Source organism: Paenibacillus tyrphae (assembly GCF_000722545.1).
GTDB classification, from domain to species: domain Bacteria; phylum Bacillota; class Bacilli; order Paenibacillales; family NBRC-103111; genus Paenibacillus_G; species Paenibacillus_G tyrfis.
In genome coordinates this window covers 1-20,498 of record NZ_JNVM01000009.1, presented here as the reverse complement: position 1 = coordinate 20,498, position 20,498 = coordinate 1, and the positions used below count along the sequence as shown (strand labels likewise).

Annotated in this window: 18 protein-coding genes, 1 pseudogene and 1 riboswitch; of the genes and pseudogenes, 6 read left to right on the top strand and 13 right to left on the bottom strand. The window is 54.6% G+C overall.

Going from position 1 to position 20,498, the window contains the following annotated elements:
* Positions 1–116: 116 nt before the first annotated feature.
* The 6 genes from ET33_RS11695 to ET33_RS11670 all read right to left on the bottom strand — a co-directional run bounded on the left by ET33_RS11695 (position 117) and on the right by ET33_RS11670 (position 5,909).
* A complete protein-coding gene (locus tag ET33_RS11695) occupies positions 117–560 on the bottom strand; it encodes a GNAT family N-acetyltransferase (RefSeq protein ID WP_036681039.1) in 444 nt (147 codons plus the stop codon).
* Positions 561–580: 20 nt separating this feature from the next.
* Positions 581–1,270 carry a metal-dependent hydrolase gene (locus tag ET33_RS11690; RefSeq protein WP_036681036.1) on the bottom strand — a complete coding sequence of 230 codons (690 nt, stop codon included), beginning with the start codon at positions 1,268–1,270 and terminating at the stop codon, positions 581–583.
* 136 nt (positions 1,271–1,406) lie between these two features.
* Entirely contained in the window at positions 1,407–1,769 is a 363-nt protein-coding gene (locus ET33_RS11685) for a response regulator (protein ID WP_010494316.1), read from the bottom strand.
* 98 nt (positions 1,770–1,867) lie between these two features.
* A riboswitch (cyclic di-GMP riboswitch) is annotated at positions 1,868–1,951 on the bottom strand.
* A 125-nt stretch (positions 1,952–2,076) separates the two neighbouring features.
* On the bottom strand, positions 2,077–4,509 hold the full coding sequence (locus tag ET33_RS11680) for an EAL domain-containing protein (protein WP_036681033.1): 2,433 nt from the start codon (positions 4,507–4,509) through the stop codon (positions 2,077–2,079).
* Between the two features lie 184 nt (positions 4,510–4,693).
* Complete coding sequence (locus tag ET33_RS11675; protein WP_036681031.1) at positions 4,694–5,113, bottom strand: DoxX family protein; 420 nt, start codon at positions 5,111–5,113, stop codon at positions 4,694–4,696.
* Between the two features lie 34 nt (positions 5,114–5,147).
* Positions 5,148–5,909 carry a DODA-type extradiol aromatic ring-opening family dioxygenase gene (locus tag ET33_RS11670; protein ID WP_036681029.1) on the bottom strand — a complete coding sequence of 254 codons (762 nt, stop codon included), beginning with the start codon at positions 5,907–5,909 and terminating at the stop codon, positions 5,148–5,150.
* 147 nt (positions 5,910–6,056) lie between these two features.
* On the opposite strand from ET33_RS11670, the gene ET33_RS11665 reads away from it, so the two are divergent.
* Positions 6,057–6,401, top strand: coding sequence for a winged helix-turn-helix transcriptional regulator (locus tag ET33_RS11665; protein WP_036681028.1), 345 nt, complete (start codon positions 6,057–6,059; stop codon positions 6,399–6,401).
* A 262-nt stretch (positions 6,402–6,663) separates the two neighbouring features.
* Here the strand turns inward: ET33_RS11665 and ET33_RS11660 are convergent, their stop codons facing one another.
* Genes ET33_RS11660 through ET33_RS36340 form a run of 3 tightly spaced genes read right to left on the bottom strand, consistent with a single transcriptional unit; the run spans position 6,664 to position 10,732 of the window.
* Positions 6,664–8,760, bottom strand: coding sequence for a glycoside hydrolase family 31 protein (locus ET33_RS11660; protein WP_036681026.1), 2,097 nt, complete (start codon positions 8,758–8,760; stop codon positions 6,664–6,666).
* A 41-nt stretch (positions 8,761–8,801) separates the two neighbouring features.
* Positions 8,802–9,821 carry a glycoside hydrolase family protein gene (locus tag ET33_RS11655; RefSeq protein WP_036681023.1) on the bottom strand — a complete coding sequence of 340 codons (1,020 nt, stop codon included), beginning with the start codon at positions 9,819–9,821 and terminating at the stop codon, positions 8,802–8,804.
* Between the two features lie 44 nt (positions 9,822–9,865).
* The gene (locus tag ET33_RS36340) at positions 9,866–10,732 is read right to left on the bottom strand and encodes a helix-turn-helix domain-containing protein (protein ID WP_051775263.1); all 867 of its coding nucleotides are present in this window, start codon (positions 10,730–10,732) and stop codon (positions 9,866–9,868) included.
* Between the two features lie 342 nt (positions 10,733–11,074).
* Between ET33_RS36340 and ET33_RS11645 the strand changes: the two genes are divergently transcribed.
* From ET33_RS11645 to ET33_RS11630, 4 genes are all read left to right on the top strand, one after another.
* The gene (locus ET33_RS11645) at positions 11,075–11,686 is read left to right on the top strand and encodes a helix-turn-helix domain-containing protein (protein WP_036681019.1); all 612 of its coding nucleotides are present in this window, start codon (positions 11,075–11,077) and stop codon (positions 11,684–11,686) included.
* Positions 11,686–12,012: a hypothetical protein gene (locus tag ET33_RS11640; protein WP_051775262.1), complete on the top strand. Its 327-nt coding sequence runs from the start codon at positions 11,686–11,688 to the stop codon at positions 12,010–12,012. The genes ET33_RS11645 and ET33_RS11640 overlap by 1 nt, the downstream gene beginning before the upstream one ends.
* 32 nt (positions 12,013–12,044) lie before the next feature.
* Positions 12,045–12,623 (top strand): ATP-dependent Clp endopeptidase proteolytic subunit ClpP, encoded by a 579-nt coding sequence (gene clpP, locus ET33_RS11635; RefSeq protein WP_036681016.1) that lies wholly within the window; start codon positions 12,045–12,047, stop codon positions 12,621–12,623.
* Between the two features lie 302 nt (positions 12,624–12,925).
* The gene (locus tag ET33_RS11630; RefSeq protein WP_036681012.1) at positions 12,926–13,627 is read left to right on the top strand and encodes a TerC family protein; all 702 of its coding nucleotides are present in this window, start codon (positions 12,926–12,928) and stop codon (positions 13,625–13,627) included.
* Between the two features lie 91 nt (positions 13,628–13,718).
* Here ET33_RS11630 and ET33_RS11625 read toward each other — a convergent pair.
* The 4 genes and pseudogenes from ET33_RS11625 to ET33_RS11610 all read right to left on the bottom strand — a co-directional run.
* A pseudogene (locus tag ET33_RS11625) lies at positions 13,719–15,293 on the bottom strand (endonuclease); the annotation flags it as partial.
* A 110-nt stretch (positions 15,294–15,403) separates the two neighbouring features.
* Positions 15,404–15,667: a hypothetical protein gene (locus ET33_RS11620; RefSeq protein WP_152570622.1), complete on the bottom strand. Its 264-nt coding sequence runs from the start codon at positions 15,665–15,667 to the stop codon at positions 15,404–15,406.
* A gap of 404 nt (positions 15,668–16,071) precedes the next feature.
* The gene (locus ET33_RS11615) at positions 16,072–16,500 is read right to left on the bottom strand and encodes a cell wall hydrolase (RefSeq protein ID WP_036681003.1); all 429 of its coding nucleotides are present in this window, start codon (positions 16,498–16,500) and stop codon (positions 16,072–16,074) included.
* A gap of 120 nt (positions 16,501–16,620) precedes the next feature.
* A complete protein-coding gene (locus ET33_RS11610; RefSeq protein ID WP_036681001.1) occupies positions 16,621–18,600 on the bottom strand; it encodes an elongation factor G in 1,980 nt (659 codons plus the stop codon).
* A gap of 314 nt (positions 18,601–18,914) precedes the next feature.
* On the opposite strand from ET33_RS11610, the gene ET33_RS11605 reads away from it, so the two are divergent.
* The gene (locus ET33_RS11605) at positions 18,915–20,276 is read left to right on the top strand and encodes an MFS transporter (RefSeq protein WP_036680999.1); all 1,362 of its coding nucleotides are present in this window, start codon (positions 18,915–18,917) and stop codon (positions 20,274–20,276) included.
* Positions 20,277–20,498 lie beyond the last annotated feature (222 nt).

The window sequence follows — 20,498 nt, the reverse complement described above, 5'->3', positions numbered from 1 at the left end:
TAACGGAAAATACGGCGGGCTTCCCATCGATTCGGCTTACATGAGTGACATTATTGTCACCTTATACACGCAAAAAAACACGCCGAACATCAGCGTGTCATGCAATTTTTGTTTCTTTACAGCTCCTTGCGCATACGCACGTGCCAGATTCCGGCGTCGAGGAACTGCTCGGTAGAAACCGTTTTGTAGCCTAATTTCTCGTAAAACGCCTCTGCTTGAGTCTGAGCGTCCAGGATGATCGCCGGAACGCCCTGCGACCGGACATCCTCTTCCATCGCCTGAATGATCTGACGTCCGAGCCCGTATCCGCGGTATGGCTTCATTACGGCAATCCGCTGGAGCTTAGCGGTCTTCCCGTCGTACATGATCCAGCGGGCAGCCGCGGCGGGCTCATTTCCGTTCATGATCAGAAAATGCCTTGCGGCGCTTGGCGAAGCATCGTAGTCGTCCATCTCTTCTTCCGGCGAAACCCCTTGCTCTTCTACGAACACGCGAATACGTACAGTAAAGCAGTCGCGAAGCTGTTCTTCCGTATGTACAGGCATGATGCTCAAATCCATGATGTCTTTCCCCCCCCCAGCTATAACGTAAGTTTTTCTCCCGGCTGCAACGCCCGGCTCTGGATGCCTTTATCCCGAAGTCCGGCGGTGAAACGATCCGCATCCTGAACGATCGGTGGGAACGTATTGAAATGAAGCGGTACGACCGCTTTCGCGCACAGCCACTCGGCGGCTAAAGCCGCATCGTCCGGTCCCATCGTAAATACGTCGCCGATCGGCAGGAATGCCAGATCGATCTTGTGGCGCTGACCGATCAGCTTCATATCGGAGAATAACGCGGTGTCCCCGCTGTGAAGAATTGTTAGCCCGTCCCACTTGATCACATATCCGCCGGGCATGCCGCCATAAATGATCTTCTTTTCTTCTTCCAGCACGATTCCCGAACTGTGGAACGCTTGAATCATCTCGATCTCCGCAAATCCGATCGACGTTCTGCCGCCGATATTCATCGCGAAGGTGTTCAGACCTTGCCAGCTCATGTAAGTCGCCAGCTCGAACGTCGCAATGACCGTCGCATTATTGCTTTTGGCGATGGGCACGGTATCGAGAATATGGTCGGCATGGGCGTGTGTAAGAAGGACATATTCCGCCTTCACATCCTCAGGCTTGGTTGTTGCCAGACGGTTCCCAGAAATAAACGGATCGATGATTAAGGAATGTCCTTCGTGAGTCAATTGAACACAAGAATGACCATGATACCAAATCTCCATACGACCAGCTCCTTCTTTTGATTCGAATAGTAGCTTTCACGAGTTCTATTGTACCAAAGAGAAGACGTGAAACTCAAAAAAGAAAGGCAGCCGTTCCTGACGGCTCCTTTCGCGGCGACACTATGCATCGTCTGTCCTAGCTCGCAAACGCCTTCTTCAAAGCCTCCCGGACCCTGTCCTTGCTGAAAGGCTTGACGATAAAGTCGCTTGCTCCCATCGAGACGGCCCGAATCAACAGCGCCTGCTGGCCCATAGCGGACACCATGATTACTTTTGCGTCGGGGTCCATATTCTTGATCTCTTCCAATGCCGTGATCCCATCCATCTCGGGCATCGTAATGTCCAGCGTAACAAGATCCGGCTTCAATTCAGAGTATAATGTCAGCGCTTCCAGTCCATTGCTCGCCTCGGCTACCGTTTCGTAACCCAATTCCTGAATTACGTTTCTCAGTATCATTCGCATGAATAGCGAATCGTCCACGATCAAGATTTTTTTCACGCCGAACAAGCCCCCAACCCGTTGTTTTTATACATAAAAAAAATAAGACCGCCCCAAACGCCGAAAGGGAGGCCGTGTTCGACTATTTCCTCTTGTCCTTCGGCAGCTGGCTGACATCGTGTTACACCTTAGTCCCTATAGCTTTGCGTCCTTGACTTTCGCCAAGTTTGCCATGTCTGTGACAAAAAACGATTGTAAATTGTATTATAAGCATCTGGTAGAAAAAATACAAGTATAGAACCAAGAAGACCTCTTCGTAACGTTCCCATCACCTGAGAGTTTCGTTTGAGAGGCCTCATGCTATAGGTCACGCAGGCTCCGCCGAACGGGCCATGTTATTCAAGTATCGCTCGAATTCATCCGGCGGCAGCGGCGGGCTGTAATAGTAGCCTTGCACCAGATCGCATTTTTTGTCGCGTAAAAAGTCGATCTGCTCCTGTGTCTCCACGCCTTCCGCGATGACCTGCAGGCCGAGATGGTGCGACATGGCTACAATCGTAGCGACAATCGACGCCCCGCTGGACCCAAGAGCAATGTCACGTACGAACGATTGATCGATTTTCAGCTTGTCGATCGGGAACCGGTTCAAATAGCTGAGCGAGCTGTAGCCTGTGCCAAAATCGTCCATGCTGACTTGCACACCGATTTGCTTCAGCCGGCGCAGCGTCGTTTCCGCATTGTTCGCGTCCGCGGCCATCATGCTTTCCGTTATTTCCAAATCGAGATATTTTGGCTCCAGATCCGATTCCTGCAGCGCTTCCCGGATCGTTTCGATCAAATGCGGCTGCTCGAACTGCTTATTCGACAGGTTGACGGAAACGGGCATCGGCGGGAATCCGGCTTCCTGCCACAATTTGTTTTGCCGGCAGGCCATGCGCAGCACGCGTTCGCCGATCCGATGGATCAGCCCGCTTTCCTCGGCGACCGGGATGAATAATCCCGGCGACACGAGGCCTTGCTCGGGATGGCGCCAGCGCACGAGCGCTTCGGCTCCGATCACCTGCCCCTGCATATTCACCTGCGGCTGATAGTGCACCTCGAACTCATCACGCTCCAGCGCAAGCCGCAAGCCGTTCTCAAGCGCCAGCTTCTGTTCGGATGCGTCGTCCATTTCCGAGGAATAAGCCTGTATTCGGTTGCGCCCCTGCTTTTTGGAATAAAACAATGCCGAATCGGCATGCTTCAGCAGCATTTCCCCGTTGACTGCGACAGACTGCACCGCGTAGCCGATGGTGAGGCTGAGATGCACTTTGTGCGCTCCCAGCGTAAATGGACGCTGGAGCCGCTCGTGAAGCTGCAGCGCTTCCTCGGCCGCTTCGCTCTCTCCTCCCGCAATTCCGTACAGCAGCACGGCAAACTCGTCGCTGCCGATTCGCGCGATGACCTTGCCTTCGCCTGCGGCGTGGTGCAGACGGTCCGATAGCTGCCGCAGCAGCTTGTCCCCTTGCTTTTGCCCGATGGAATCGTTGATCAGCTTGAAGCGGTCGATATCGATGACCAGAAGCGCCCTTCCGATTTCTTCTTCCGTCTCCGTCAGTCCGTTCAACGTTTCCAGCAAATAACGGCGGTTCGGCATCCCTGTCAGATCGTCCCGGTAAGCGAGGTCGTTAATCCGGCGCTCCGCTTGTTTCTTTTCCGTGATGTCTTGACATATCCCGAACAGTCCGGTGACCTCCCGGTTCACGACAATGGGAACGCAGGTAACGCTGAGATCTATGGATTTCCCCTGTTTATGCTTGATGATCATTTCAAACTTCTGGGGGATTCCCTTTACGGATTCCGCAAACCTCCAATTCAACTCATCGGTACTCCAAAGCTCCGAGATGCGGCTTAAGCTGCGTCCCACGGTCTCCTCCGCCGAATAGCCCGTTATCGCCTCGACCGCCGGATTCGCGGCGATGAATCGCCCTTCCAGATCAATGGAAAACACCGCATCCGTATTATAATCAAACAGCGATTGAAAATGCTGCTCGCTTTCGTGGAGCTTGGCCGCATGGTACGCAAGCCTCTTGTCCACGAACGACGTCACAAGCGCGATTCCCAGCAGCAATAGCGTCATCATGCCGATCACATAAGCAATCAACGACGTTTCCACGCTCAGTTCGTTGCTCATCCAATTCATATGATCCAGACTGATGAAGCGGGCCGCCCCCATCCCCGTGTAATGCATGCCCGAAATCGCCGCGCCCATAATAAAGCCGCTGCCGATTTTGCGGTAAATGCGGGATCTGCCGATGTCATCGCGAAAATAAAAAGTCAGCCACATCGCGGCCATGGACGCGACCACCGCAATGACAACGGATAGGCTCAAGACCAGCGGACGGTACTGAATGACCCCGTTCATCTTCATCGCCGTCATTCCCGTATAGTGCATGCCTATGATGCCGAAGGCCATAAACAGACCGCCGACAATCCAATTGCGCCATCCGAAATGTCTGCCTCCGACCGCAGCCAAGGCAATATACGAGGCGATGACGGCAAATACCATGGAAAGCAGAACAAGGGAGACGTCGTAATGGACCTCCATCGGCATCCGGTAAGCAAGCATTCCAACAAAATGCATCGACCAGATCCCAAGCCCCATGGCCGTCGCTCCGCCGCAAAGCCATAGTAACCGGGTACGTCCACGTGCTGCATTGATTCTGCCGCCCATATCCAGTGCGGTATAGGAAGCCAGGACCGAGATCACATAGGAAAGAAAGACCAAAAACCAGTCATAGGTGCCGATCATTTGCTGCATAGTCTTTACCTTCTTTCCAATTTGATCCTTTTCTTTTCTATATTATACCTACGAGGCCTATATACCGTCTACATCTTTTTGTCGAAATAGCTCGAATATCATAAAGATGTCGAAAAGACTGTACCCTTTTCGAGCATGCAAAAGAAGCAGATCGGCAGACCTGCTTCTTTTTCGCTTCTGTTATTTATGCATCGGCACGTTTCGAGTTGCCTGGGGACAACAGGCTGCCTAGCGACAGCAGCGAGCTGCCGGCTATGGCCAAAGCCAGCGCCATGACGAAGAACGCCAAATCCAATTCGTACCCGGCCATCTGCGGACTTCCCAAAAATCCGCCGGCCCATTTCGCCTTCACGATGGCACCGATCATGAGCAATGCGAACAAAGTCGAAACGATCCGTGTGCCAAGACCCAGGATCAAGGCAATACCTCCGACCACCTCGATAATCCCTACGACATAAGCGGCGAAGCCTGGAAGACCTATGCTTTCGAACCAACCCGCGATGTTGCCGATGCCGCTCTGAAATTTGACCACGCCATGAACCAAAAAAGAAATGCCAAGCACCAAACGGATTAACAGCAGACTAACTTCATATTTCTTATTCAAAAGTTCCCTCTCCTTATTTCCTAAATAGTTATTGTTAAAATTGCAAACACATATAGCTGAGCGTGCCTAAATCGTAGCTCCGATGGATCACCTGAGCTTCTCCTTCCCCGCTTCCCATCGCGATGAACAGCGGCACGAAATGCTCCGCTCTCGGCACGGCCTGACGGGCATACGGGGCTTGCTCCGCATACTGGAACAACGCATTCAAGTCGCCGGACTGCAGCTTCTCAAGCAGCCAGTCGTCGAAGGCGACCGCCCACGGCTCCGGCGTCTTCTGGCCCCAATTCAGCATCCGGAGATTGTGCACGGTTACCCCGCTGCCGATCACTAGGATACCTTCCTGTCCCAGCCCGCGAATCGCCTCGCCGATCCGATATTGCCGCTCAGGAGCCAGATAAGGATTCACCGATACTTGGATTACCGGAATATCCGCCTTCGGATACATGCGATGGAGCAGTGTCCAAGAACCATGATCGAGCCCCCTGACCGAATCAGTACGGACTTCGATGCCGTTTGCCGTCAGCTTTTGCTCCAGCATCGCCGCGATCGCTTTGGATCCTTTGGCCGGATACTTGACCTGGTACAGCTCATCCGGAAATCCGCCGAAATCGTAGATCGTATCGTAGACATCGTCCGTCGATGAAATCGTCAACGTCTCGCTTTCCCAATGCGCCGTAAAGATGACAATCGCCCGGGGTTCGTACTGCTCGCCCAATTTCGCCAAAAATTCGGTATAAGGCGTCTGCTCGATAGCGAGCATCGGAGAGCCGTGGGCTAAAAATAAAGCTGGAATCATCATGCTACCCCCTAAGTAATAAGGTTACTTTATGTAAGTAAGTATATATTGATAATAAAAATATGTCAAGTAACTATATTTTTGTTTGTAGCTATATTATTTTTGATGATCGTACGGTATAATAGAGCTATAGCGAGGTGACGGGATATGAATCAGACTTCAGTGTGCCCCAGATTTGAAAAAGGCATGCGGATCGTCAGCAAGCGATGGGCCGGTCTTATTATCCATCAGCTGCTTAAGGGACCTCAACGGTTCTGCACCATCGAGACCGCCCTTCAGATTAGTGGAAGATTGCTATCGGAGCGGTTAAAAGATTTGGAGCACGAGGGGATTGTCAAGCGGGACGTGTATCCGGAAACTCCGGTTCGCATCGAGTATTCTCTCACGGACAAAGGCCGCGCTTTGGCCCCCGTCTTCCGGGAAATGGAGAAATGGACGAGCGCATGGATAGAGCTCGATGAGGAACCCGCGGCCGATCCGCTTACGAAATAAAAGCATGCAAAAAGGCGCCGGTCGGCGCCTGAGCTTGTGGAGAAAGTAGTCAATTGAGATAATAGTGGTTACGATGGGCGGGGTATCCACTTCCGACCGCTGTTGTCATCGGGAAATTTTAATTGGAAGCTGCTTAGCAGCGGATATTTCCCGAAGACAAAGGCGGCCGCTATCGCTGGATACCCCACCTCCGTATATATCTCTATTTTATTCAAAAACCACTTTCTCAACATTCTAAGGCGCCCATTGGCGCCTTTTTGCGTTAATGAAACACCCATGTGAACTGGCCGTACGCCGAGGACCAGCCGGGTTCCGTGCCGCTGATGGAGCCGCTTTTGCGGCCTTCGGCATCCACGGCTACTTCGGCCGTGAGCCAACGGTACACGCCTCTCTCGTAGGCGAACGTTTCCCCGTCGTCGTCGAACAGCCGGAACTTGCCCGGGCTCGTGCCGTAATGGTGCAGCTCCAGGTCGATCTTCTCCCCTGCGCGCGGCGCATGGTCCATGACAGCCATCATCGGAATCACCGCGCCGTCCTTCACGAACACCGGAATCTTCTCAAGCCCCGGTTGGACGTTGATCGTACGGCCGCCTTCGAAGCGTTCCCCCGTATCAAAGTCGTACCAACCACCTTGCGGCAAATAAACGGTCCGCCCGGTTTCCCCTTCAAACAACGGAGCGACAAGCAGCGAATCGCCGAACATGAACTGATCGTCCCATTCTTTATCCGCTGCGCCCCCATAGGCGAATTCATCCGAGTCGAAGCGCCCGCTGCCAGCCTGCACACGCACTGTTACACCGCTTTCTAAGACCATGGCCCGTACCGGAGGCACGCCTTCCGCCCAATAGATGGCGAAGGTCGAATACAGATAGGGCAGCAATTGTATGCGTAAACGAATGTAGCGGGTAACGATGGGTTCGACCTCGGGGAACGACCATGGCTTCGTCCCGTCGGCCCATGCATTCAGCATGGCAAGCGGCGAGAAGCACACGGTCTGCATCCGGCGGACCCAATCCTCGCTGCTCCGCGCTTTTCGCACCTCGGGCGTCCATAGCAAGCCGCTGAAGCCCGAATTGCACAACGCGCGGACATAGTCGCGGTGATCGTACAGATCGGAATAAAGTACGTAAGGAAGCGACGAAGCGGCGCCTGCGGAAGCACGAACCAAGCCGTACGTCCGGCGGTTATGGGAACGGTACAGATCGTCGGTCATCTTTTGAAGCAGCAAGCCGTACAACTGCCGCAGCTGCTCGCCGTCGCAGCCTGACGGGAAGCTTGCATGCGCAGGGAACATCCACGAATTGCGGGTCAGCTCGCTGCCGTCGCATTCATCCAGCTTGTAGCCGGACACGCCGATCTTCACGTGCTCGCGTTCGTGTTGTTCCATATAGATCGCCTGCGCCTCGGGCAGCGTATAGTCCGGCGCCAGCCCGTGCCATACCGTGTGGGAGCCGGAAAGCGGCCGAAGCGCCTCGTAAATGGCCGCATCCGGCGATACGTACGGGTGCTCCCACAGGTTGATTTTGAAGCCGTCCCTTTCCAGGTCCCGGACAAATTGCTCCGGATCGGGAAACAGCTCCCGATTCCATTCATACGTTACCGGATAGCTGCGGGTGTGCCAGCCCGGCTCCAGTCCGATGACATCGCACGGAATGCCCCGTTCCCGGAACGCCGCCGCTTCCGCGCGCACCTCGTCGGCCGAGTAGCTTTTGGGCACCCGGTGCCAGAAGCCTAGCCCCCAGCGCGGAGGAAGCGCGCCGCCGCCAAAATACAAGTTATAACGGCGAACGGCGTCAAGCGGCGTCGGTCCGGCGAAAACATAAACGTCTATCCCCTCGTCCGCCACCGTAATTTCCACCCGGTCGCTCACCGGCGTCGCTTTCCACGACGAATCACGGTTGCGATCCTTCGCGTTCCCGGACAGGCCGCTATCCGACCGGACCGACGAGCCGCAGCACAGAGTCACGATGCGTGAGGTATCGGCATATATCCCGTAGCCTCTGCTGGATACATAGAAAGGAACGGGCGCATGCGTCTCCCCCGTATCCTGCTTCGGGTCGCTGTTGACGCGCAAATAACGCGTCCGTCCCCGATGATTCAGCTTCAGCAGCTGCAAGCCCAGCCCGTACAGCGACTCCTCGCTTCCAAGCGGCAGCGCCACGACGATCCGGCCGCCGACCCGCTCTATTTTCACATCCGCCGCATGGAACGGGAATTCGGCTTCGCCCATCGATTGCAGAGCTGCCGTTTTGGGAGTCCGGTTCATGATCGAAGCGGGAGACAGCGTCAAAGGCTGTCCCGCCTTCAGCCGCCATATTCCCGGAGCTACCGTCTGCCAGGTCAATGTCGATTCTGCCATTTGTTTCTCCCCTTTGTCCGATTTTCATCCTATATGTCCGGCTATGTCGTCTTTAAGGGAAATACCTGATTCCAAGTATTGCTGCAATCCGAAAAGCCCTTTACACCGTCCGATACCGCCGCAAACAGATGCGTGGGCTTGCCGTTCGCATCAAAAAGTAGAAACGGCCGCTCCAAATTGCCAAGCGCCGTCACTGTTCCGTCATCCCAGACAACGGTACGCGAGTACGCTTGAGGCTCCTCGCTTACTTCCCAGCTCAGCCCGTCCCGGGAATGCGCGCGGATGCCGCCGTATTTTTCGCCGCAGACAGAGCCGTCCATATCTTTGGCAATCAATTCATAGCCCTCCCCGGTCCGCCATATAAACGGATCTTCGAGATGAAACCGCTCCGGCGGAAAAACGGGTGATTCCTGCAGCACCTGGTACGGACCTTCGTAGTGATCGGCCTCGGCTGCGCCGATGGTCATTTTGCCGTGAACGTTGTCTTCATACCGGCGCGCTTTATAGATCAGCAGCACGGAGCCGTCCTCGCCGACGCTCGGCGCCGGGTTGGAGGTCAGGAAGCTGTCGAACTTGCCGGGCCGCACGCCGAGAATCGGAGCGTCCCGCCGGGTCCATGGACCGAACACGCTGGGCGCCGTGGCGAGGCCGATGCGTTTGTTCGCCCGTGCTACGATAGTCCGGGGATCGTTCAGGCCTTCGAACGTTTCCGGATCGGGATCGCTGAGCGGATGCGTCGAGCCCATATAAAACAGCAAATACCGGTCTTTATGCTTCACGATGTGGGGATTGTGCGTACTGCGCCCGTCCCAGTATTGGGCACCGCGGGCCGGCAGCACGACTTCCTGAAAAGCATACGGCCCTTCCGGCGTATCCGACACGGCACGGACCACCTCGGATTGTAGAAGCCAGCCCGGATGCATCGGCAGCGACTTCGGCCAGCGCGAAGCGAACATGTGATATTTTCCGTCCTCTCCTTGCACGACGGAGCCGCACCATACCCAAAACCCCTCCATCCGGAAGCCGCCTTCTCGCGGCGCCGGCAGCATTTCCCATGTCATTCCGTTCGCCTCTCTTTTCTCGTAGTAAGATCGTTTTGGAGTCGTTAAAAATGCTTCATGGCGGAGACTGGAGACTTCATTTTCGTTTTCCTGAATTGCGAGGGCGACTCGCCTTTGCGCTCATGAAACAGCCGGGAAAAGTAAGAGGTCGTCCAGCCGATGCTTTCGCTGATTTCCGTCACGGTCATGCTCGTCGTTTCGAGCAGCTCCATCGCTTTGAGCAGCCGCACTTCCTGCAAATATTGAATCGGGCTCATCCCGAGCCGCCGGTTGAACATCCGTATGATGTAATGCGGGTGGAATCCGAAGCGCTTGGCCATATCGTCGAGCGTTACTTTCGCTGCATAATGATTGCGGATGTAATCGGCCATCGGAAACGGACCGCCGCCGGAGAAAGCTTGCTCGGAGCGAACCTCGTGAGTCAACGCCTTCCGCCCCGTGCCCAGCCGCGCCAAGGTAAGCAGCACCGTCTTGACCGCCGCGTCCATACGGTAGAACGCCAGAGGATCGTCCGCTTCGCCCGGCAATCCTCCCGCTTGCAGCCAATATTCGATGTCGGACACCGCAGCCGAGCCGCAAGCTCCCATCCACGGCATGGCCCGGACGATCAGCTCCAGTCCGCCGTCGCGCAATTCGAACCGAACGCCGAGCGCCCGCCCTTCCGTCGATAACGCGAGTTTACAAGCGTATTCCGGAGGGACGAGATAATAGTAGCCGGAGAGAACGACGAACGATTCCACATCCATCCGCAGTTCTCCGCGGCCTTTCAATGCCAATATCAATAAATAAGCCTCTCCGTTCTTCTTGCCGGAAGGCACTTCGTTATGGCATCCGCCGCCGAAGCTGTAGAACCCGGTGGCCCGAAGCCCGGCGTCCCTCAACTCGTTATGCGTCATGTCGATCCCGTTCATGAAAGCCCTCCTTTGCTTGGGCGCGAACCGAACCCGCTGCCGGTCCGCGCACCGGACTCTTCTCGAATTGCTAGGGTACACGCCAACGATGCTATGCTTGCACGGCGGCTCTTTCCTTGAAAGCTTCGGCGCATCTTGATCTTTCTTTTGTTCTAAGCTCATCTTAAATGGAATCGAAACGAAAATAATTACGGAGTTTTAAGTTCATGTGTCGCTCTTTTGCTATTCCTTCCCATGCTCCGCTGCTACCAAGGGATATTTTTTCGGGCCCATTGACAACGATCAAGTTACGTAATAATATATTTTTACGTAGCAAATACTGTTTTACGGAGATGAACCATTGTGACCGAAGACATACTGGAAAGCCTGCGGATTGAAGCCCCGGAGCAAGCCATGGCGCTGCTCAATCCGCTGCGGGCGGATATTGCCGCCCGGCTGGCGGCACCCGCTTCCGCGGCGGAAGTGGCCCGGGCGATCGGAGAAGCGCCGCAGCGGATCAATTACCACTTGAAGGCGCTGGAGAAAGCCGGGCTCGTGCGCCGGGTCGGTACGAGACAGGTACGCAACCTGGTCGAGGTGCTCTATCAGGCCGTCGCCAAGACGTTCATCCTGTCGGATCAACTGGGAATGAAGCCGGAAACGGTCCGCCGCCTCAAGGACCAAGGCTCGCTGTCCCATCTGGTTCAAACGGCGGAACGCATCAAGCAAGATGCGCTGCTTCTGATGGAGCATTCGGACGAAGGCCAGGACATTCCAAGCGCGTCGCTGCAGTTTCAAATCGCTCTCCGGGATGCGGAGGAGCGGCACGCTTTTGTCGAGGAGTACGCCGCCCTTGTCCGGCAGTTGACCGCCAAGTACCGCAAACCGGCGAACGAAGCGGAACCGGCAGACCCGTATCAGGTCGTGCTGGCCGTGTATCCGCAGATCGATCAATCCTCGGGAGGGAATGACTAATGGAACGCGAACGAGAGCACGAAGCAAAGCAGAGCAGCGCAACCGAAGCTGGTGGAGCAAACTCCCCGGCCGTCGTATGGCAGTGGTCGGAGCCGCAAAAGGACCGGGAAGCCGAACGAGGCCGCCGGCCAGTGACGCATTTGGATGACTACCGGCAGGCTGGAAACGATCGCTCGGAAGCGACCGTGACCCGCTGGGCGCTGCCTTCGCGAAACGGAGCGCCGGGCGCCGAGGACGTTCTCATCATGGTCTCCTCGGGCTTTACCGCACGCAGCCAACGCGGCCTGAGCCGCGGAGGCACAAATATTCAAGCGCTGGCCGCCTAAGCGGTCTAAGCCACACAAGGAGGGCATCAGACATGAACTATGTACCGGTCGTCGTGGAACAAACCGGCCGCGGGGAGCGTTCCTACGATATTTATTCCCGCTTGCTGAAAGACCGCATCGTCTTTCTCGGAAGCGAGATCGACGATCAAGTCGCCAACTCGATTACCGCTCAGCTGCTGTTGCTGTCAGCGGAGGACCCCGAGAAAGACATTCATCTCTACATCAATTCGCCGGGCGGTTCGACCACCGCAGGCTTCGCGATTTACGATACGATGCAATTCATCAAACCCGACGTGTCGACCATCTGCGTTGGCTTCGCCGCCTCCTTCGCCGCCGTTCTGCTTGTCGCCGGGGCCAAAGGCAAGCGGTACGCGCTGCCTAACGCCGAGGTCATGATACATCAGCCGTGGGGCGGAATGAAGGGGCAAGCGTCCGATATGAAAATTCATGCCGACCGCATCCTTGATACCCGGGACCGGCTGAACCGGATCGTCTCCGAGCGTTCGGGCCAGCCGCTGGAGAAGGTGGCGCGGGATATGGACCGCGATTACTTCCTGTCTGCGGACGATGCGGTGACCTACGGTCTAATCGACAAGGTGATGCAGCCTTAAGTTAACGAATAAGGATCGGGGCTTCTTTCAAGGAAGCCCGGTCCTTTTTTTTGTATTTGCGCTAGGTTCCGCCCCTCTCTTGTGCAGTCGGCTTATAAATCTCGCCTACATTATATATGGAAACGGAAACACCCGAACATGGAATATTCTCATCTGTTTTTGGCTTTTATTCAGGTTTTTGGGGAACGGCTTATGACGCTGTTTGTTCTTTTGTATATTAAATCATTTCATATTAAAAAAATTCGTAGTATGATGGACAAGTTCAAACACTGCAAACTGAGGCACGTGGAAGGAGTCTGTGTATGGAAGGCGATTTGCTAGTCGGGCTGCTAAAATTAATACTGATCAACATCGTGCTTAGCGGAGACAATGCCGTCGTCATCGCTTTGGCCTGCCGCAATTTGCCGGCGGAGCAACAGAAAAAAGCCATATTCTGGGGGAGTCTCGGAGCGATTTTGCTGCGGATCGTCCTCACCTTTGTAGCCGTCTGGCTGCTGAAAGTTCCGTTCGTGCAAGTGGCCGGGGCGCTGCTGCTCCTGTATATCGCCGTGAAATTGTTGAAGGGCGAAGATAACGCCGAAACCTTGAAATCCAGCAGCAAGATCGGAGAAGCGATCCAGACGATCATCGTCGCCGATCTGGTCATGAGTCTCGATAACGTGCTTGCGGTGGCGGGTGCCGCCGGCGGAAACCTGCTGCTGATCGTAGTGGGACTGGCTATCAGCATTCCGCTGATTGTCTGGGGAAGCCAGCTGCTGATGCGCCTCATGAACCGTTTTCCTATCATCGTTCTGCTCGGAGCGGCACTGCTTGGCTATACTGCGGGGGAAATGACGCTCAGCGACAAAGCCGTCGGTCAATGGATCGAGGCAAGCTTCCCTGCCGGTCACTATGTGCTGCCAATCGGACTAGCTGTGCTGGTTGTCATGGTCGGCAAGCTGGCCAGCCGGAGGCAGGAACGCGAACACGCCAAAAAAGAAGCGGAAAAGCACGCCGTTTCCTAACCAAAAAGCACTCTTCGTCCCGTACGACGCGCGTGGCGTCGCCGGCTGGCGAAGAGTGCTTTGTTTTTTATCCGAGAAACGCCGAGGTTTAAGGCAGCGGCTGTGCAGGTACATTCGAGATGGTGACAGCCTCCGTCTTCAAGTTGTTACCCGCTTGTCTGAGCCGGAGGTTCGCCGAACCGCTCGTTCCCGGCTTAATCTGCACCGTCAAATCTTTCGTGGCCTTTCCTTGGCTGTTGGCCGTAAGTGAGAAATTCGCGCTGTAGCCGTAGCCCGACGGCCACGAGCCGTCCGCATTGCGGATTTTCGCCACTTGGGTTCCGCCTGTCACATAAATGCCAAGGGTTAAATCCGATACTGTAGTCCCTGGAGCCAAGTTGTCCACGACGATACGAATCTGGAACTCTTGGGCGTTCGGGAGCGGATCCTGCTTGACGAAGCTGTACGCCGGATTGCCGACCACCGACCCGGCGCCGTACGATCCCGGCTTGAACGTCGAACGGTCCCACCATTTATATCCGGCCGCCGGGGCTGCCCACGGCTCAGGCTTCGGCTCGGTTGAGCTTGCCGGGTCTTCGAACGGCAGCAGCGCAGTCGGTTGGTCCAGCTGCAGGTTCGGGACTTGGCTCAGCTGCGTGTAGCTTTCCTTTTTGGCGAGCCAGTTTATGATATTCACCAGCAGCTTGCCGTCGTCCTGTTCCTTGAAGCCGTCGTAAGTCGTTTTGGCTTGTCCCGTTTCTTCACGGCGGTATTTCGGCGTGGCATCCTCAACCGGTGACGAATCGCCGATGAACGCCGCCTTGCCGGCAGCCACTTTGGCGACAGCCGCATATGGCCCTTCCGCCTTCCCGCCGCCGTTATATACGCCTTGATCCACCGCATTCGGCCAAGCGGCGTTCGTCTGCGGCAGGTATACGATGCCTTTCGCCTTAAGAGGATCGATAATGGCAAGAGTCGAACCGGCATGCATCGCGACCGTCGAGACGTCTTGGGTAATCCCGAACGCCTGGTTAGGCGAAACGATCTGGTTGGCCGTAACGTCTCCCAGCGCATTGTACCGGAAACGGACGCCAAAATTCGTAGCGAGCCAATCCGAGCTGGCCACGCCCTGCATTGCATCGGAAGCGCGCTCTTCGGCGCTCATGCCTTTCGCCGGATCGGTCCACGCTCCCCGCCGGTAACCGTTCATCACCTCGGAGGCATCCCAGCGGTTTTTGTTACGGTCCGCATTATAATGGTCGGCGATGAAAAAGATGCTGCCGCCATTTCGGACGTACTGCGCCATCGCGTCCTGCTCGCTTGTTTTGTAAGGAATGTTGGCCTCTCCGATCACGAACACGTCGTAGCTGCTCAAGTCGCTCAGTGTGATCGGCGTCGTTTTGCGAAGCTCCTTGACGTAATAGCCATTGCCCGCGAGTGCGTTGGCAAAATCCGAGAACCCCCCGTCAATAACCCAGTCGGCAGCCCCCGCCGTCTGGGCGTGCGTGTTGTCAAACAGAATTTTTTTGCCCGCATTCTCGTTCACGACCGTGGGATTAATGAACGGAGCAGGGTCCGTCGGCCCTTCCGCCAGCGCCTTCGGCGCATCCCCTATCCAGCCCGGCAGCGGAAGGAGCAGCGAAAGCGCCAGTGCCGTCTTTGCAAGAACAGCTTTAAAGGATCTCATCAGTTACCTCCAGTATTTTCTATATTGGGGCATACTGCCCAAATCTATTTTACCATTTTGTAAAAGATTAGGAGATTAATTTTTCGTAAAAAAGCTGGACGAAAAGCGGTTCACAGTTCGGTGACATGCTCCTCATTCCCTTTCTCTTGACGCATGGCGTCGAGCTCGCCCCGGAACCTTCGTTCGATCGCTTCCTTGTCGCCGTATACGAATATTGATTCCGCTTGGAAGCGGGCGATTTCGTTGTCGAGACCGGTGACGATCAGCAGCATGACGACGACAATTTCCAGCACGATAAAAATCAAGATAAAATAGATCAGATGAAAACAAAGCCCATTCCTCCGGCTCCTCTCTATCCGTTCTATTCTCTTCATTACCATGCTTGTCCGCTGGTGAACCCGGTGCCGACCGTGTGCCTGTAGCCTTTTACCGTTCGCTGTGTCGGCAAGATTGGCAAGCTTAGAGGAACTGCGATGCGCTATACTTTCAATATTCGTCGCTCCGGCCAAAATAGCGCATCTGCGATGAGCTATCGGTCTCATTTCGGGGAGCATGAACATTTTTCGACACACTTAAAGCATCCTGCTTCCTCTATGCCCGCACCATCATGTCAAAGCTCCGATTAACGCATCACCGTTCCTCTATTCGCACATGAAAACAAGCCGCCGCCCCTTCGCCCGGAAAGCGGCAGCTTGGACTGCGGCTATACCGAGACAGAAGGAGCGGCGCTCCGGCATCGACGGCCAGCGGCAGTAATGGGCAAACTGCCCGCTGCACGCTAGAACGTGTTATAAATGTTTTCGCACTCTGTCCCGGTCGGCTGGTAGAAGCAGTGCTTCTTGTACCTGGCCACAAGCGGCTGGTTATACCATGTCGGCGGACAATCGCCCTGCGGTCGAAAATACCACAGACTGAACTTGGCCGGCCATTGCCGTTCGCCGTTTATGGTCCGGCGCGCCAAGCGTCTCTCCCGGTCTCTGGGTTTCTGATAAAAGTACCCGTGGATGACGGCTTCAAACGCATGCGGCTGATAAATCATTTGCGGAATCGTACGCAGCCCTTTGAAGTCTGAGCAATTTGCGCGGATCCGGTTGATTCCTACATTGCCGACCAAGATCATCCCTTTTTCCCCTTCTCCCTCCGCTTCCGCGCGAAGCAGTCGGGCCAGCAAATCGACATCTTTCTGTCTGGCTTTGACAACGGCCATGATGTCACCCCTATTATCGTTATGATACTTACAGAGTATTGCCGTACTTGCCCATAGGTGACTGTCGCAAGCGAAAAACCCGACCGGAGTTTTCAACTCCTGCCGGGTTTAGCACTGGCCTTAATAAGCGCGCAGAACGTGAAGCAAATATTCATTCCGGTTTAACGGATTGTAGTCGGTCCGTGCTCTTGTCGGCACGTCGCCATGGAGCCTTACGAATCCGGCCGGTTCGACGAGCATGAAGCCTTCCCCTTGGGTAAATGCATGCAAGCTTCTCTTGAAGCTCTCCGTTGCGGCTACAGGAATGTTGCCTGTTATGAGACACAACCCGTTATTCATAGCCGTTTCATGCACAACCGCTTGGATCACGGATAATTTGTACATCGCTTTGCTCATCATAGCGGCGGGCACCGTTAACTCGAACGCATGAATAGGCTCATAAACATGCGTACCCGCCTGCGCCAGCGCCTCCATCAATACAAGAGGAGCCAGCTTTCTAAAGTCGCCCGCTGCCGATACCGGACTGAAATATCCGGTATGAGTCAGTATCACGACGATATCGGTAACCTCCCAGCCGTACAGCCCTTGTTTCAAGGTCTGGTGGACCGTCTCCTCAATGGCTTTGTGGAAGGCCAGCGGCAGCGAGCCCAATTCGACCTCCAAAGCGTAGGCGACTCCGCTTCCGGGCAAGCCGGGCTCAACCCTAAACCCCACGGTCGCATAAAAAGGATTATCGCCTTCCGCGATGATCTCCAGCGCCTGACCCGTTCCTGCCGGTTTTTCCAGGCACACCGTTCTGGTCTCCGAAAACCTGACTTCCAAATCATACTGTTCCTTCAAGGCCGCTTCGATCACTTCTTTTTGTACTTCGCCGAAAATGCGGATATAAAGCTCTTGATGAACATCATCTTTCATCACTTGGATTAACGGATCCTCTTCCGACAGGCTGATAAGCGCCTTGTACAGCAGATGGTCTTTGTTTGGCTCCGCCGTTTCGATTCGCGTCTCCATTTGAGGGACTGCGAAGCTGAAATGCTTGATTAGATGAGATTGCTCGCCGACGACATCCCCGATCCGGACGTCCTCCAGCCCCCATATTTTGCCTAAATCCCCTGAGGTTACTGTGGTGGCGGGCACCGCCTTTCCGTTCATCAAGGCGTGAAGCTTTTTGATTTTGCAGGTACGCGCTTCGAATTCGCCCTGCCCGTTTTTCTGCTGCAGCTTCACTTGTTCTCTCATGTTTAAACTGCCTGAAAACAGTCTGACATAGGCGATTTTTTCGCCGGACGGTTCTTTGTCGAGCTTAAATACGACCCCCGACAACGGCTCTCCCTCATCGTGTTCATTCACCGGAAACCATTGGGCCACACCGGCGAGCAGGCTGGACACGCCCACTCCCGTCATGGCGGACCCGAAATAAACCGGGTAGACGTTCGTTTGCCTTACTTGCTTTCCGAATGCTTCTTTCACTTGTTCTTCCGTTACCGCTTCGCCGTTAACATAAGCTTCCAACACCCGCTCGTCATGCGCTGCCGCAAGCTCGATGCATCGTTCCATAAAATCGGGGTCCGCAGCCCAATCGAAACGGTGCTCAACAACGGACGCATTCTTCATGCCTGCATATTCAACCTGACACAGGGGAAACGCGTTCGGTGTCAGCTTTTCACGGATTTGTTCAATCACCATCTCGGATTGCGCGCCTGGACGATCAATTTTGTTCACAAACAAAATCGTGGGAAGCCCCATTTTCTTCAGGACGGAAAACAGAATTTTGGTCTGCGCCTGAACGCCTTCCACCGCCGAAACCACCAATATCACGCCGTCCAATACGCTCAGGGACCGCTCCACTTCCGCGATAAAATCCGCATGGCCCGGCGTATCGATCAAATTCACTTTTAATCCAAGAAGATCAAAAGAAACGACAGATGCTTTAATTGTGATGCCTCTTTTCCGTTCCAGCTCCATGGCATCCATCTGTGTATTTCCTTGATCTACTTTTCCCAGCTCGTCAATAACCTTCGTATCATATAAGATACGCTCAGCCAGACTTGTCTTTCCAGCGTCGACATGCGCCAGAATCCCTATATTCATTATATGCATGCGTTAAAATCCTCTTTTCTCCGTTCATGTTATTCTCCTTTCGAATGTGGTTAAGTTGCCGCATTCCGATCACTCCAATCTATTGTATTAACCCCAGTATATACGGATTTTACGTATTATTCCAATGAAATGCTGCTTACGTCTTTTGATCGGGTATGATATAATCGGTTTGGTTTATTTTCTCATTTTTACTAATTTGGAGGCGTAGCCTATCATGCGGCAAAACAATATTGCAAGGGTACAACATTTAGGGGAAGGCGCATCATTGACCCTATAAACTGCGATTCCCCTTCCTTTAAAGGGGTTATATTCAAGTGCAACACCGAAATGAAGTTCAAACGTCGCGATTCATCCTGTGGTTGAGCATTTTGACATTTTTCAGCGTCATGAACGAAACCATGTTTAACGTTTCGTTACCGGACATTGCCGCTTATTTCCATATTGCGCCGTCGGCGGCCAATTGGACCAACACCTGCTTTTCGCTTTCTTTCGCTATTGGCGTCGCCGTGTACGGCAAAATATCGGAGCATACGGGCATGCGAAAGCTGCTGTTGTTCGGTATGCTAACCTACGGTTTCGGTTCGGTGGTCGGCCTGTTGGGTCATGGCTGGTATCCGGGCGTACTGGCCGCGCGCTTTTTGCAGGGAATCGGGGCTTCGGCCATTCCGTCGCTCATTATGGTGATGATCGTCAAGGTTGTCGAATCAGGAAAACAGGGCAAAGCTTTTGGCTTGATCGGCTCTGTCGTTGCCTTTGGCGAGGGACTCGGTCCGGTCATCGGAGGCATGGTTTCCGGCTATATGCATTGGTCACTGTTGTTTGCGCTGCCACTGCTGTCGCTGCTGGCCCTGCCGTTCGTCCTTCGGACGCTGCCTGACGAGACGACAGAAGGAAAAGCATTCGACATGACCGGAGCGGTACTGTTGTCTGCGGGCATTTTGTCGTTTGCGCTGTTTACGACGCTGTTTCATTGGATTTACTTGACTGCAAGTCTGGTTCTGTTTGCGCTTCTCGCGCTTCATATCCGCCGGCACCGGAACCCGTTCTTGGAACCGTTCCTGTTCCGGAAGAAAAGGTACCTTGCCGGCGTGCTCACAGGCGCCTTGCTTCTCGGTACGGTCGCGGGCTTTATTTCCATGGTGCCTTATCTGATGAGAGCGGTGTACGATATGCCGACCGGCCTCATCGGAAGCGCCATTCTATTCCCTGGCACATTGAGCGTCATTTTGTTCGGGATGCTGGGCGGGATGCTGGCAGACCGCCGGGGCCATATCGCCGCGATGCTGACCGGATTAAGCATGATTGCCGTCGGTTTTCTGATCGTCCTGTTCTATGCGGACCGGGCGCCGTGGTTTATTGCGGCTTCGATGATCCTGACGTTTGGCGGCCTATCGTTTGTAAAAACCGCCGTGTCCGCAAGTGTCGCCAGTACGCTGGAAGAAAATGAAGCGGGCTCTGGTATGGGCATGCTCAATTTCGCTTGCTTCCTCGCGGAAGGGATCGGCATCGCCGGTGTGGGCGGGCTGCTAACGAAGCCGTGGTTGGATTCTCCTCTTGTCGGGACCGTAACGAGCCAAACGGCCGCGCTTTACAGCAATATGATGCTGATTTTTATGGCGCTCGTGGCGTTTGGCGGCATTCTCTTCTTTATGTTTTATAAGCGGAATAGTCAGTGATGATGTAAAGCTCCGGGGTTTCCCGGAGCTTTGTTTGTTGAGAAAGTGAACAATTGAGGTAGAGGTGTACGAGGGGGCGGGGTATCTACTTCCGGTCGCTGCTCCACCCCACAAAGTGAAGTTGAATCGAGGAAGCTTAATCCGATTACTTTGCGGGGACCCCGGGTCTGCAGGAAATTTTTATTGGAAGCCGCTTAGCGGCGGATATTTCCCGCAGACAAA

Bases quoted from the DNA above. Each gene is read 5' to 3' on its own strand.
- ET33_RS11640 (WP_051775262.1), top strand. From the start codon at position 11,686: ATGGAACGCGAACGAGAGCACGAAGCAAAGCAGAGCAGCGCAACCGAA.
- ET33_RS36340 (WP_051775263.1), bottom strand. From the start codon at position 10,732: ATGAACGGGATCGACATGACGCATAACGAGTTGAGGGACGCCGGGCTT.
- ET33_RS11610 (WP_036681001.1), bottom strand. From the start codon at position 18,600: ATGCATATAATGAATATAGGGATTCTGGCGCATGTCGACGCTGGAAAG.
- ET33_RS11665 (WP_036681028.1), top strand. From the start codon at position 6,057: ATGAATCAGACTTCAGTGTGCCCCAGATTTGAAAAAGGCATGCGGATC.
- ET33_RS11670 (WP_036681029.1), bottom strand. From the start codon at position 5,909: ATGATTCCAGCTTTATTTTTAGCCCACGGCTCTCCGATGCTCGCTATC.
- ET33_RS11630 (WP_036681012.1), top strand. From the start codon at position 12,926: ATGGAAGGCGATTTGCTAGTCGGGCTGCTAAAATTAATACTGATCAAC.
- ET33_RS11690 (WP_036681036.1), bottom strand. From the start codon at position 1,270: ATGGAGATTTGGTATCATGGTCATTCTTGTGTTCAATTGACTCACGAA.
- ET33_RS11615 (WP_036681003.1), bottom strand. From the start codon at position 16,500: ATGGCCGTTGTCAAAGCCAGACAGAAAGATGTCGATTTGCTGGCCCGA.
- ET33_RS11695 (WP_036681039.1), bottom strand. From the start codon at position 560: ATGGATTTGAGCATCATGCCTGTACATACGGAAGAACAGCTTCGCGAC.
- ET33_RS11655 (WP_036681023.1), bottom strand. From the start codon at position 9,821: ATGACATGGGAAATGCTGCCGGCGCCGCGAGAAGGCGGCTTCCGGATG.
- ET33_RS11620 (WP_152570622.1), bottom strand. From the start codon at position 15,667: ATGAAGAGAATAGAACGGATAGAGAGGAGCCGGAGGAATGGGCTTTGT.
- ET33_RS11680 (WP_036681033.1), bottom strand. From the start codon at position 4,509: ATGCAGCAAATGATCGGCACCTATGACTGGTTTTTGGTCTTTCTTTCC.
- ET33_RS11660 (WP_036681026.1), bottom strand. From the start codon at position 8,760: ATGGCAGAATCGACATTGACCTGGCAGACGGTAGCTCCGGGAATATGG.
- clpP (WP_036681016.1), top strand. From the start codon at position 12,045: ATGAACTATGTACCGGTCGTCGTGGAACAAACCGGCCGCGGGGAGCGT.